Source organism: Pseudomonas sp. MT92 (assembly GCF_058792515.1).
Map to the genome: position 1 here is coordinate 1 of NZ_JBXAFA010000036.1, position 12,971 is coordinate 12,971.

Below are 12,971 nucleotides of genomic sequence, written 5' to 3' on the forward strand. Positions count from 1 at the left end.
GCGGTAGTTCAGTCGGTTAGAATACCGGCCTGTCACGCCGGGGGTCGCGGGTTCGAGTCCCGTCCGCTGCGCCATATTCGGTAACCTGGAACACTGAACGCCAGGTCACCACAGAAAGCCCGCTCAATGCGTAATGCTGTTCACTTAAGCATTTGAGTCCAAACCGGGCTTCATCGAAAATCCGATGCCAGACCTCTGGCATCGGATTTTTTATGTCTGTTCAACAGGACCTGCTCGACCTCGGCGACCTTTTCAACTTCTGCGACCTGAGCACTTTTACTCAAAACATTCCCCTTGAATGGGTAGCGTCTGCACTGGATTTGTCGAGTCAGGCGACCATTCGCCGGCGTCGTCTGCCCGCTGATCAAGTGCTTTGGTTGGTCTTGGGGATGGCGCTATTTCGAGATGAGCCCGTTCACGAAGTGGCCAGACGCCTGAATATCTGCGCCCAAGGTCTGGCTTCTGACCACTTGTTGGCCCGCAGCGGTGTGACCGAGGCGCGAAAGCGGCTCGGTGCCGATCCTGTTGAGTGGCTGTTTCGCAAGACCGGTACTCAATGGGGGGCAGAGCGCTACGACGATGATGCCTGGCACGACCTGCAGGTATTCGCGGTGGACGGTGCACTTTTACGCACCCCGGATACGCCCGAGCTTCGGGACCACTTCGGGTCGGGAAATACTCCGAGTGAGCGCCAGACACCGTTTCCCATGCTGCGCCTGGTGGCGCTGATGAATGTGCGTTCGCATGTGATCCTGGATGCGCAATTGAGCCCTTACCGACGCAGTGAAATGCGCTTGGCCGACGAGTTTTTGCAGCAGATTCCCGACCACTCGGTGACGCTGTTCGACAAAGGGTTCTGGGGCGCCGAGCTGCTGTCGAGTCTGAGCAGCGCGGGTAGCAACCGTCACTGGTTGATCCCGGCAAAAAAAGGACTGGTCTGCGAAGAAGTGAGCCGCTACAGCCAGCATGATCGTTTGGTGCGCATGAAAGTCTCGCCGCAGGCCAGAAAGCGAAATCCGGCCCTTCCATCGCACTGGGAGGTACGTGAAGTCAGCTATGAAATTCAAGGCAAGGTGAAGACCGTCATGACGTCCTTGCCGGTTGACACCTACAACGCCAAAGCCGTGGCCAAGCTTTATCAGGAACGCTGGGAGATCGAGCTGGGCTTCAGAGACATCAAGAGTTCGATGCAACAGAACGCCATGACCTTGCGCAGCAAAAAAGTCGAGCTGATTTATCAGGAGGTGTGGGGACTTTTGCTGGCTTACAACGTAATTCGTCGGGAAGCCAGTCAGGCAGCGGTGGCGTTTGGCCGAGCGCCCTCGGACATCCGTTTCAAACCGGCTTGTCAGTACATCGCGGTGCAATTGATTGTGATGGCAGCGGCCAACCCGATTTCAGCCACAGGGAGGCGCTTGGCAGAGTTAAGGGCAGGTATTGGAGGATTGTTTCTGGATCACCGTCCAAGGCCTTCGAGGCCAAGGACGGTGAAGATCTCAAAAACCCAATTTCCAGTAGACCGTAAGGCTGCTCCACTTAAGTGAACAGCATTACGCTCAATGCGGGCTTTTTGCTGTCTGGCATTTGGCTTTTCCTGCGGCGAATCGGCCCTTCGATGGTAAGAGCGAACTTGCTCGGGGCGGCGTTCCGACGATGGTCGTCAAGGATAACGCTGCAAATTTGCCCCCCCCCTCCTTGGTGTTCTCGGGTTTTTCGCGAGCAGGCTCGCTCCTACTGTTCGGCGTTGCGGGCGTGTCGGTAATCGCTGACGGCTTCGTAAACGGCTTTGCGCAACCGATTGATGCCGCCGATAGGACGATGAGCCTCAAGCCCAAACCATGGGTTGAACGACTGATTGTCGCATTGCAGGTTCAGCGCAGGCGTGTCGAAGTCCTGTGCAGGCACGTTGATTCGTGCCACGGTCTGGAAGGGCGCATCGTTCTCGCTCCACTCAATGCTGGTGTCTTCGATCGGCATGTACTTGTTTGCGTCCTGGCGCTGAATCTGCAAGACGAAACACGCAGGTACCCGATCTGTCGACAGCTGTTGGCTCAGCGCATTGCGCAGGAAGTTCGGCAATTTCTGGTTTTGCGCAGGCAAGCTGTAGGGCGGGCAGCTTTGCGGGTCGGGCATTACACGAAACTTGGCGTTGGCTTCACCGAATTTGTAAGGCGAAACTGAAAAGTAGGTGGCCTGGGTCGCGCTCGGCGGCGCGGGTGACAGGGTCTTCAGTGCAACGAACAGGTGACGAATCTCCCAGGTGCGCGGGTCCCAACCCGGAAAAAAGGCCATGATTTTTTTGCCGTCTGCCTGTGCGGCGACGTTTTGACGATACTCGGCGACATCGCTGACGAAAAAGTTCGGGTGGTTGAACATCACGAAGTCCTGTTCGCTTCGATGTGTTTGATCGCTCAGCAGCTGTTTGCCCGGCACATCGAGCAGCTTGATCGCCATGCCCCGGGCATCGCGGATGCTGTCGAACTGCGGATAGGCATTGCCGTTGGACAGGCGCATCGTCGCTTGCCAGGTTTTGCCCGGTTCGCTGAACACACCCTGACGTAAATCGTTCGCCAGGTCCGGCAGCACTTTGACCTCGGCTTGCACGCAGCCGTGGGCCTTGGCATGAGCATCGCGCAGATAGCGGGTGTTATCGCGGTGCTGGTCGACGATGCGCACGGCGGTCTGGATGATGTCCTGAGTCATTGCCGCTTCGCCGTCCGGAATCAGCTCTTGCGCCGATACGGGGCCGCGGTGTTGCCAGGCAAACCACGCGGTGATCAGCGCCCAGCCAAGCAGCCCAAGACCCAGCAGCCAAAGCAGCGTCTTGCCGAGAAATGCGCCCAGGCGCAGCCAGAGGGTCATGAGCATGCAGAAATCCTTTTGCAAAGGGCGAGGGTCATGGCAATTGCGACTCAAGAGGTCCGCCCAGCACCTTGAGATACTCCAGCAGCGCCCAGCGCTCCTGTGGTTGCAACAGACGGCCGATCACGCCATTGCCAAGCTTGCCGGCACGGAACTCGTGGCCGCTGTTGTGGTTGCCGGTAATGCGCGTGTCAAACACAAAGCCATTGGTAAAGGCTTCGGTGCGATAGCCCAGGTGCTTCGGGTCGTACTCGAACGTGCCTTTGTAAAAGGTGGTTGAGCGTTCATCCTGAGGCGAGAGCAATTGATAAAGGCTTGGCACCGAGCCGTTGTGCAGGAACGGCGCTGTCGCCCAGACCCCCGCCAATGGCCGGGCCTTGTAGGCGCGTAACTCGCGAACACCGATCGGCAAGCCGAATCCATCCATTTCAGGTCGCTCGGCGGGTGTGATGCCGGCCTCGCGATAGGCCCGGTTTTCCACAAACGCTGTGACATAGGCCAGCCCTTTGGCCACCGACATCTGGCTCAGATCAAGGGGGGCTTCAGGTTTGGGTTCGACATCCAGTTGATCAAGCTCGGTTTGACTCCATTGCAGCGCCGTCAGGTCAAAGCGATGATTGGCAATGTTGTTGGCAGCACCGGGGTCGGTGCCGATGTATTCCACCGGGAGCATTTTCAAGTGTTGCACATATCGCCCTTGGCCTTGAGTCACCCGCGGTACGTGGCAGCCGGCGCAGTTTTCGCTGAACAGTGCGCGACCTTTTGCGGCCAAGGGTTTGTCGATGGGCCCCAACAGTTCTTCGGGCCAGGCGGGCGGTGCGAGCCGTTGCAGGGTTTCTTCGATCAGATGCAAATCACGCACCCGGACGCTGGAAGGGTAACGATCATCGCCCTTGAGCGGTTGCCGATTACGGTCGAAAAAATTCAGCGTGGCGCCTACACCCAAGGCTTCGCCGATATTGCGAGCCATGGGCTGCTGCGCCGAGCCGTTCCATTGCACCCAGTCGAATGTCCACATATCCCATAGCTGTGGATAGTCCACCGGGGCGTCGGCTACGCGATAATTTTCGGGGGTAATGGCATCGCCGAAACTGGCATTGGCGATGCGCCCGAAAGCATCCGTACGCCCCGGCCCTTCTTCAGTCGGGTAGAGCCCGCGATGGGTGTCGTTCCAGGCCACTTTCAGGAAAGTATCGAGCGAACCCTTGAATTCTTGGCGCAGTTGTTGGCGCCGGGCGTCGTAATCCTGCCCCAGCACCTGACGCGCGAAACGTTCGAATTTCCAGGGGTTGTAATAAGTCGCTGCCAGGCTCGCTACCAAGGCTTGTCCGAAACTGCCACCTCGTAGTGTAGGCACGCTGGAGGGCAGGACATGCTGCGCCGAACCGCCATCGATGCGCACGGCTTGGCCTTTGAAACGCAGTTCCCCGGTATGACAGGCGGCACAGGTAATATCCAGAAACGTATCCGCGCTTCCGGGATTTTGGTGCCGGGCAAAGCCCACCGGAAGATTTCCGGGATTGTTCGGCGTGGGTTTCTGATTGGGATCGATCAAAAAGCCGAAGCGTGCGAGGTATTCAGGAGAGGCGAATCGTTGTTGCGAGAAGGGCAGCTCAAGCGCCGTGAACCAGTCGTAGTGCAGGCCTTTGACCTGCGTGCCCTGAGGTGTGAAATAGTAGGTCTGACGGTCGGTATCGTTCCATTGGTCGAGATAATGCACCTGTTGCGCAGGTGACCAGGCCGGCAGTTTCGGGTTGGCGACGTAGTATAGGACCACGGCCAGACACAGCCCGACCAGGATTAAGATCAGCATCAGCAAACGGAAGAAGAGGCGCAAGATAAACGTCCTTGTCGATTATTGTTCTTTTATGCCTCAGTGCCAGATCAGCGGCAAGTGGCCATTACGCCAGACATTGTGAGGTAGCAGAACGGCGTCTATGTGAGTCTGATGACGGAAGTTTCATCATCTACACTCCGAAAAGCGTTTAAACACCTGAACTTATCCAAAATTTCCGGCTCTCATGCCGGTAGCCATTGGTCGTGGCCGCCTGATAAGCTCGCGGCTTTACTCGATTGCCCTTTAGGCGCATGAACAAGGAAATAGCATGAAACAGCATCGGTTGGCGGCGGCGGTGGCCCTGGTTAGCCTGGTACTTGCGGGTTGCGACTCGCAGACCAGCGTAGAGCTGAAAACCCCGGCGCAAAAGGCTTCCTACGGCATTGGCCTGAACATGGGCAAGAGCCTGGCTCAGGAAGGCATGGATGACCTGGATTCCAAGGCCGTAGCCCAGGGCATCGAAGATGCCGTCGGCAAGAAAGAACAGAAACTGAAAGATGAAGAGCTGGTTGAAGCCTTCGCAGCGCTGCAAAAGCGTGCCGAAGAGCGTATGGCCAAGATGAGCGAAGAGTCGGCAGCCGCCGGCAAGAAATTCCTCGAAGAAAACGCCAAGAAAGCCGGCGTCGTGACCACCGCTTCGGGCTTGCAGTACGAAGTGGTCAAGAAATCCGATGGCGCTCAGCCAAAGCCGACTGATGTAGTGACTGTCCACTACACCGGCAAGCTGACCAATGGCACCGTTTTCGACAGCTCCGTCGAGCGCGGCAGCCCGATCGATCTGCCGGTTAGTGGCGTGATTCCGGGTTGGGTTGAAGGCCTGCAACTGATGCACGTCGGTGAGAAGTACAAGCTGTACATTCCTAGCGAACTGGCTTACGGCGCACAAAGCCCAAGCCCGGCGATTCCGGCCAACTCGGTGCTGGTGTTCGACCTGGAACTGCTGGGCATCAAGGATCCGGCAAAAGAAGACGCTGCCAAGTAATCAGCGTCCGCTCTAACAACAACGCCTCGCTAATGCGGGGCGTTGTTGCATCTGGTGTGTGGCGCGGGTAAACAAAGCGAACAGATGCAGCAGGCTGCAGTCATAGACATTGTCGGAGCGGCGTTAACCTCGCCAGATCGCCAAGTCAATGAAATATTGGGTTTTTTTAGATGGGTAAAAAACGCCCGATCTGAGTTGGGCCCTTATGCAACGGGGCTTTCAGCCACGAAAAGCTGCTCTGTTCACAAGGTTATCCACAATTTGTGTGGATAACATTTACATGGGAGGCGTGATGAAAGCACCCTGGAATTTTGCTCGTTTCCTGCCATTGGCCGGACGACTGCTTGCTCGTGGACGTTTGCCGACCTTGCTGTTCGCGGTGGCTAGCAAAGGTGCCAGTCAAGGCAATCGGCTGGGCAAACTCAAGGATGATCTGGGCCTGTTGCAGGCACTCTGCCTGGCTTATTGGCGCGGTGAATACCGGGCTATCAGCCCTAAAGCGCTGGTGTCGGTCGTGGCGGGCCTGATGTATTTCCTCAGCCCGGTGGACGCGATTCCGGATTTCATTCCGGTATTCGGCATGCTGGATGACATCGCTGTACTGGCCTGGTTGATGAAAGTCCTCGATGACGAACTCAATGCTTTCCGCGAATGGCGTAAACGTCAAATGCCAGAGAAGCTTGCCGTGGTCGAACGCCTGCCCGATACCCCTGAACAACTTCAGCTTCAGGGGCCGAAAAAGAACTGAACTGATTCAATCTCAGCCGCAGATAGATACCCCCCGCGACCTTGGCCGCTGTTAGGATTACACTTCTAGGGAAAAGTGCCGACTCGCTAAGTGTTGTTGTCCTACGGGGTAGTCATGGATATTCAGATAATTACACGCGAAGGCGAGCCCGAATATGCGGTTCTGCCGTGGGCTCAGTATCAGGCTCTACTGAAAGCAGCAGGCATTAACGAAGCACCGTCGCGTCCGGCCGCAGCGCCGCTTGCGACAACCCAGGACCCGATTCTTCCAGGTCTTGATCAACTACGCAGTTTGCGCGAAGGGAAGGGCATCGCCATCGAGGCGCTGGCCCGCACGGTAGGCATCAGCCCGTCTTATCTGGCCATGATCGAAAGTGGCGAGCGTCTGCCCGACGCGGCCATCCGCCGAAGCCTGGCCTGGGAATTGACGGTGCCAGGGTGGAGGGATGAATCGTGAGCGTACGCATCAGTCGTCAACATTGGGACGGATTGCTGGGCGAGCTGGATCAGGCGCGCCGTCAGCGTCATCTATTGACCTATCGGGCATTGCTGGAGCGTTTGCAGCTTCCAACGCCCGCCATGCAAACCCTGACTGCCGCGCTCGAGCATCTGGCGGCACTGGATGCCAAAGCCGAACAACCGCTGCGCAGTTCGCTGGTGATCAGCCAGGGCGCCAGCCGCCTGCCACGAACCGGTTTCTTTGAATGCGTCGAGCGCCTCGGGCGATTTTCCGGGCCGTCCGATGGCGTCGCGGCCGCGTCCTGGCATGCCTCGGAAGTGGTGCGGGTGTTCGAGTACGAGTACCCCGAGTCGGCGGAGGCCTGAGTGTTTTTCCGACTCAAGGCGCAGGTCAGTTACTGGCTGGCACGCCGGCTTTTTCACTGGCAATGGTTCGTGCGACAGCCGCGTGGCTGGAGCTGGCTCGAAGGCCAGTTCGCCCGTATGGCTAACCTGGGCGATGTCGACGCTCAGAGCTTCTATGGCCACATCCTGACCTTTCGCGGCGTCGGTCTGGGCGCTCGCGAAGAGGGCCTTCGCTTGCTGCGCCTGGCGGCATTGGCGGGTGATGGCAAAGCGGCGTATCAGGTCGGGGTGATCAGCCTCGCCGGGACGCCGAGCAAGGCGCCGGACCCGGCTGAAGCGGCGCGTTTCTGGAACATTGCAGCGAAGGCCGGGCATCCATTGGCCGAGCTCAAGCTTAAAGAGCTGGCGGCTCGAGATGACGGGCTATAGCCCAAAATCGTGTTGTTCCGGCGGGCGGCATCGCGAGCAAGCTCGGTCCCGCAGTGGATCTGTTGAGGGCCCGCCTTTCATGTGGGAGCGAGCCTGCTCGCGATGGCGTCAGACCCTTCATCGATGCCCGGCAAGCAGCACACCCTCTTTCTCCGGCGCCGCCAGGCTATCGATCACATGCACGCTGTACCCCTGCACATTCTTCGCGTGGTGTTTGGCCTGTGACGCCATCTCGGCCAATTGGCTGGCATCGAGTTGATCGCAGGCCTGTGGATGCAAATGCACCACGCCGATGGACAGGGACAACAAGGGGAACTCCTGGCGCAGGCCTTGGCGATTGGGCGCGATAAAGCAGCCGGCTTCCAGGTGTTCGCTGCGATAGAAGCGTCGGCACTGGCTCTGGAAGTCCTCCAGTAACTGGTTCAAGCGCTTGCGCCAGTCTTCCGGGCCGAGCACCAGCAGGAAGTCGTCGCCGCCGATATGGCCGACGAAGTCGCGGGACGGGTCGACGCGGTCGTTCAGGCATTGCGCCAGGCATAACAGGACTTCGTCACCACGGCCGTAACCATAGATATCGTTGAAGGGCTTGAAGCTGTCGATGTCGACGTAGCAGATCACCGATTCCCGTTGCTGTTGCAGCAGCCGCGTCAGGCATTGCTGGATCGGCACATTGCCTGGCAGCAGGGTCAGGGGATTGGCGTAGCGCGCTTGCTGGATTTTCAGTTCGGTAATCAACTTGAGCACATCGATGACCCTACCCAGGCCCAGGTAGCCGCCGTTGAGGGTGATGATGAAATCTTCTTCGATGCGTTGGCGGGCGCGGCTGGTGATCAGGCGGCTGACCTGTTGGAGTGACTGGCTCACCTCGACGGCGAGGAAGTCATCGTTCATCAGGCGGCTGATGGGTTTGCGGGCGAACAGATCGGTGGCAAACGGCTTGAGCAGGGCGTCGGAGAGTGAATGGCGGTGGACGATGCCACACGGTTGGCCGTGCTCATCCAGCACCGCCAGCGAATTCAGATTGGCCTGGCGGCGGAAGGCTTCCAGTACCGTGGCCGTCGGCGTGTCGCGCGTCACCGCCGGTTGGTCGTTGAGCAGGGCGCTGAGGTCGCTGCCATCGTCGTTCAACACCACGGCGGTGTTGTCCTGCCGCGGCATCATGGGGCGGGCATCCCGGGGCGGATGCTCTTGCGGTCGACAGAGCAAATAGCCCTGGACCAGGTCGACCCCCATTTCCGTCAGTACCGCGAGCTCTTCCGGCAACTCGATGCCTTCGGCGATCACCTGTGCGCGTGAGGCCTTGGCAATTTGCAGGATCGAGCCGACGAATTCGCGCTTGAGGGCGTCCTGATGTATGCCATCGATGAAGTGCCGGTCGATCTTCACATAGTCCGGCCGTAACTCGGACCACAGACGCAAACTTGAATAGCCGGCACCCAAGTCATCCAGGGCAATGGAAAAACCCATCGCCCGATAGTGATGCAGGGCGGTTTGCAGCAACTCGAAATCGTCGGTGGGAGTCTGTTCGGTGAGTTCGATCACGACCTGGCTCGGCGGGATGCCGAAATCGTCCAGCAGTTGCAGGGTGCGGCCGGGTTGGTGCGCGGCTTCGAGCAGGGATTCCGGGGACACGTTGAGGAACAGCTTGCCGGGCAGTTGCTGTTCATTGAAGCGTCGACAGGCGCTTTCACGGCAGGCGATTTCCAGTTCGCTCAAGCGTCCGGCCTGGCGGGCGACGGCAAACAATGCAATAGGGGAGTGCAGCGGGCTGTTGGACGGGCCCCGACTGAGGGCTTCATAGCCCAGAATCCGTCGTTCAGAAAGGCAAATGATTGGCTGGAACAGACTGTGCAAACCGCTTTGAGTCAGGATTGAACTCAACGCACTCAGCTGTTCTGTTGTGGTCATGGCGATCTCTGGCGATAAAAAAAGGACCGGGCGGGCTCTTGGTAAGAGAGCACGCCCGGTCCTTATTTCACGACAGAATGATGACTGTTTGATGACGCTCAGCAGAGCATCAGCATTAAATCGCCATCATCTTAGTGCTTGGCTACCGCGGTGTTGAGCTTGAGGTAGTCCAGCAGAATGCGCCCGGTCTCGCTCAGGTAGGCGTCGTCTTCTGGCTTGGTCTTGTCCGGCTCGGCCGCGATGGCGTCTTCGTCTTCTTTCTTCAGCTCTTTGAGCGGCTCTTCGCCCTTGGCCTTGCGACGGATATTCTCCATGGCCAGTTGCTTGGCTTCGATGTCGGTGTGCTGGGCACGACGGTCGGCTTCATTGAGGCTGACGGTTTTTTCTGCCATCAGTTTCTGCGCCAGGGCCAGCTTGTCGCGAATGAACACGAACTCTGCGTCCTTGGCCGTGCGCACGTCATGCTCGGATTTGAGCTGGCTGATATACGGTTTGAACGGGTCGACCGAAGGCCTGATCGCCGCTTTGATGGTGTCCCACGGCATGGCTTCCGGCAGGGCGCTCTCGCCGATTTCCTTGGTGTCGATGATCGACGGGTAATCGATGTCCGGCAGTACACCCTGATGCTGGGTGCTCTGGCCGGAAACCCGGTAGAACTTGGCCAGGGTCAGCTTCAGTTCGCCATGGTTCAGCGGCTGGATGGTCTGTACGGTGCCTTTGCCGAAGGTCTGGCCGCCGATGATCAGGGCGCGGTGGTAGTCCTGCATGGCTCCGGCGAAAATCTCCGAGGCCGAAGCGGACAGGCGGTTGACCAGCAACGCCATCGGACCTTTGTAGAACGCCCCCGGGTTTTCATCTTCCAGGACGTCGACGCGGCCATCGGCGTTGCGCACCAGCACGGTCGGCCCTTTGTCGATGAACAGGCTGGTCAGCTCGGTGGCCTCCTGCAGGGAGCCGCCGCCGTTGTTGCGCAGGTCGATGACCACACCGTCGACCTTGTCTTTCTGCAACTCGGTCAGCAGTTTCTTGACGTCCCGGGTGGTGCTCTTGTAATCCGGATCACCGGCACGGAATGCCTTGAAGTCCAGGTAGAACGCTGGAATCTCGATAACGCCGAGCTTGTAGTCCTTGCCATCCTGTTTCAGGTTGAGGACCGATTTTTTCACCGCCTGATCTTCCAGCTTCACCGCCTCGCGAGTGATCGGCACGATCTTGCTGGTCTGGTCGTTCGGCGCATTGTTGGCCGGAATCACTTCCAGGCGCACCACGGTGCCTTTCGGGCCGCGGATCAGTTTGACCACTTCGTCCAGGCGCCAGCCGACCACGTCGACCATCTCTTTGTTGCCCTGTGCAACGCCGATGATCTTGTCCGCCGGCGCAACCTGTTTGGTCTTGTCCGCCGGCCCTGCCGGCACCAGGCGCACGATCTTCACTTGATCGTTATCGCTCTGCAACACAGCGCCGATGCCCTCCAGGGACAGGCTCATGTTGATGTCGAAGTTTTCCGCGTTATCCGGCGACAGATAGTTGGTGTGCGGGTCGTAGGACATGGCAAAGGTGTTGATGTAAGCCTGGAAGATGTCTTCCGCACGGGTCTGGTCCAGACGCGCCAACTGGTTCTTGTAGCGCTTGGTCAGGGTTTCCTGGATCTGTTTGGGATCCTTGCCGGCGATCTTCTGCCGCAACACTTCGTCCTTGACGCGCTTGCGCCACAGGTCGTCGAGCTCTGCGGTGGACTTGAGCCAAGGAGCGTCCTTGCGATCGATCAGCAAGGTTTCCTTGGTGGTGAAGTCGATCTTGTCGACGCCCTTGTCCAGCTCTGCCAGGGCAAAATCCAGACGCGATTTGACGCGGTCCAGATAACGCTTGTAGATGGTGAACCCGGCGTTGAGGTCGCCGCTTTTGAGGAAGTCGTCGAACTGGTTCTTCCACTTGTCGAATTCAGCGATGTCGCTGGCCATGAAGTAGCTGCGCGACGGATCCAGCAGTTTGAGGTAGCTGTCGTAGATGATCGCCGAGCGCGCGTCGTCGAGCGGCGGTTTGCTGTAATGGTGACGCTTGAGCAACTCCACGACGTTCAGACTGGCGATGACTTCGTCGCGATCAGGTTGAAGCTTGTCCCAGCTGTTGGCTGCGAAAGAACTGCTCGACATCGGCAACAGGCCGATACCGATGAATAGGGCGAGGGCGGTGCTGGGGAACAAACGCTTCATGTTGATTCGACGCGGGGACAATTGATAACGCATATTAGGCCGTCTTTGAAGTCGCCGGTTCCACAAGGGCCGGTCGCATAATGCAAAAAGCCCGGTGCTACAGCTACGGGCTCAGTCCAGACTCACTATGGAGGCACTGTGAAAGCATTGCAAGGCGTTGAAGGTCAAGTGGAGTGGGTAGAAGAGCCGAGTCCGGCATGTGATGTGGGACAAGTTCGCATTCGAGTCGCTGCGGCAGGTCTCAATCGCGCCGATTTGTTGCAGAAAGCGGGCTTGTATCCGCCGCCGCCGGGGGCCAGCCAGGTGCTCGGTCTAGAGTGTTCGGGGGTGATCAGCGAGGTCGGGCCGGGTTCGTCCTGGCAACTGGGGGATAGGGTCTGCGCCTTGCTGGCCGGGGGCGGCATGGCCGAAGAGGTGGTTGTCGACGGACGGCATGTGTTGCCGGTTCCCGACGGAATGTCGTTGGCTGAAGCAGCCGCGTTGCCGGAAGTGTATGCGACCGTTTGGTTGAACCTGTTTCAGCTCGCCGGACTCAAGCCGGGTGAAAAAGTGCTGCTGCACGCTGGAGCAAGTGGAATTGGTTCAGCTGCCATTCAGTTGTGCAAAGCCTTTGGTAACCCGTGCTGGGTCAGCGTGGGCTCCGCCGAACGCCTGGCCTATTGCGAGGCGCTCGGTGCCCAGGGTGGCGTGGTGCGCAACACCGACCTGGAGAGCTTGCGCGACCTGGGGCCGTTCGATGTCATCCTCGACCCGGTGGGCGGCAACTATTCGGCGTTGAACCTCAAACTGTTGGCGCAGGATGGGCGCTGGGTGCTGATTGGCCTGATGGGCGGTCGCGAGGCGAAGCTGGATCTGGCTCAGGTGCTGTCCAAACGCGTGCAGTTGTTGGGATCGACCCTGCGCAGTCGAGACGATCAGTTTAAGGCCGATCTGTTCAGCGATCTGAGCCAGCATGTGTGGCCGCTGTTTGCTGAAGGACGCTTGAGTCCACAGTTGGCCAGGACTTTTGCGATCAAGGATGCGGAAGCGGCGTTTGCGGAACTGGCGAGCAACAAAGTGGAAGGGAAGGTGGTGTTGGTGATTGACGAAAGCTTGAGCTGAATCCTGTGGGGGCGGGGGGGGGGGGGGGGGGGGGGGGGGGGGGGGGGGGGGGGGGGGGGGGGGGGGGGGGGGGGGGGGGGGGGGGGGG

11 protein-coding genes are annotated in these 12,971 nt (G+C 58.9%); 7 read left to right on the top strand and 4 right to left on the bottom strand.

All coding sequences use genetic code 11. The features are described 5' to 3' along the window. Nucleotides 1-212: 212 nt before the first annotated feature. Nucleotides 213-1,544, top strand: coding sequence for an IS4 family transposase (locus tag AC1Q6D_RS32840; protein ID WP_103402557.1), 1,332 nt, complete (start codon nucleotides 213-215; stop codon nucleotides 1,542-1,544). Nucleotides 1,545-1,731: 187 nt separating this feature from the next. Here the strand turns inward: AC1Q6D_RS32840 and AC1Q6D_RS32845 are convergent, their stop codons facing one another. Both AC1Q6D_RS32845 and AC1Q6D_RS32850 read right to left on the bottom strand, forming a co-directional pair. Beyond that, the gene (locus AC1Q6D_RS32845) at nucleotides 1,732-2,868 is read right to left on the bottom strand and encodes a catalase family protein (protein WP_103402558.1); all 1,137 of its coding nucleotides are present in this window, start codon (nucleotides 2,866-2,868) and stop codon (nucleotides 1,732-1,734) included. Between the two features lie 28 nt (nucleotides 2,869-2,896). After that, a complete protein-coding gene (locus AC1Q6D_RS32850) occupies nucleotides 2,897-4,699 on the bottom strand; it encodes a c-type cytochrome (protein WP_103402559.1) in 1,803 nt (600 codons plus the stop codon). A gap of 268 nt (nucleotides 4,700-4,967) precedes the next feature. Between AC1Q6D_RS32850 and bamJ the strand changes: the two genes are divergently transcribed. The 5 genes from bamJ to AC1Q6D_RS32875 all read left to right on the top strand — a co-directional run bounded on the left by bamJ (nucleotide 4,968) and on the right by AC1Q6D_RS32875 (nucleotide 7,661). Next, nucleotides 4,968-5,681, top strand: a complete 714-nt coding sequence (bamJ, locus tag AC1Q6D_RS32855; protein ID WP_103402560.1) for a BamJ family beta-barrel-assembly machinery protein — start codon at nucleotides 4,968-4,970, stop codon at nucleotides 5,679-5,681. Between the two features lie 292 nt (nucleotides 5,682-5,973). Beyond that, nucleotides 5,974-6,429, top strand: coding sequence for a YkvA family protein (locus AC1Q6D_RS32860; RefSeq protein ID WP_103402561.1), 456 nt, complete (start codon nucleotides 5,974-5,976; stop codon nucleotides 6,427-6,429). Nucleotides 6,430-6,543: 114 nt separating this feature from the next. Next, a complete protein-coding gene (locus AC1Q6D_RS32865; protein WP_047531735.1) occupies nucleotides 6,544-6,885 on the top strand; it encodes a helix-turn-helix domain-containing protein in 342 nt (113 codons plus the stop codon). After that, the gene (locus AC1Q6D_RS32870; RefSeq protein ID WP_003223109.1) at nucleotides 6,882-7,253 is read left to right on the top strand and encodes a hypothetical protein; all 372 of its coding nucleotides are present in this window, start codon (nucleotides 6,882-6,884) and stop codon (nucleotides 7,251-7,253) included. The genes AC1Q6D_RS32865 and AC1Q6D_RS32870 overlap by 4 nt, the downstream gene beginning before the upstream one ends. Beyond that, nucleotides 7,254-7,661: an SEL1-like repeat protein gene (locus tag AC1Q6D_RS32875; RefSeq protein WP_103402562.1), complete on the top strand. Its 408-nt coding sequence runs from the start codon at nucleotides 7,254-7,256 to the stop codon at nucleotides 7,659-7,661. Nucleotides 7,662-7,778: 117 nt separating this feature from the next. On the opposite strand, the gene AC1Q6D_RS32880 is transcribed toward AC1Q6D_RS32875, so the two are convergent. Continuing rightward, a complete protein-coding gene (locus AC1Q6D_RS32880) occupies nucleotides 7,779-9,569 on the bottom strand; it encodes a bifunctional diguanylate cyclase/phosphodiesterase (protein ID WP_103402563.1) in 1,791 nt (596 codons plus the stop codon). Nucleotides 9,570-9,700: 131 nt separating this feature from the next. After that, nucleotides 9,701-11,782 (bottom strand): carboxy terminal-processing peptidase, encoded by a 2,082-nt coding sequence (locus AC1Q6D_RS32885; protein ID WP_167361787.1) that lies wholly within the window; start codon nucleotides 11,780-11,782, stop codon nucleotides 9,701-9,703. A gap of 138 nt (nucleotides 11,783-11,920) precedes the next feature. On the opposite strand from AC1Q6D_RS32885, the gene AC1Q6D_RS32890 reads away from it, so the two are divergent. Continuing rightward, nucleotides 11,921-12,883: a zinc-binding dehydrogenase gene (locus tag AC1Q6D_RS32890; protein WP_103402564.1), complete on the top strand. Its 963-nt coding sequence runs from the start codon at nucleotides 11,921-11,923 to the stop codon at nucleotides 12,881-12,883. Nucleotides 12,884-12,971: the final 88 nt, after the last annotated feature.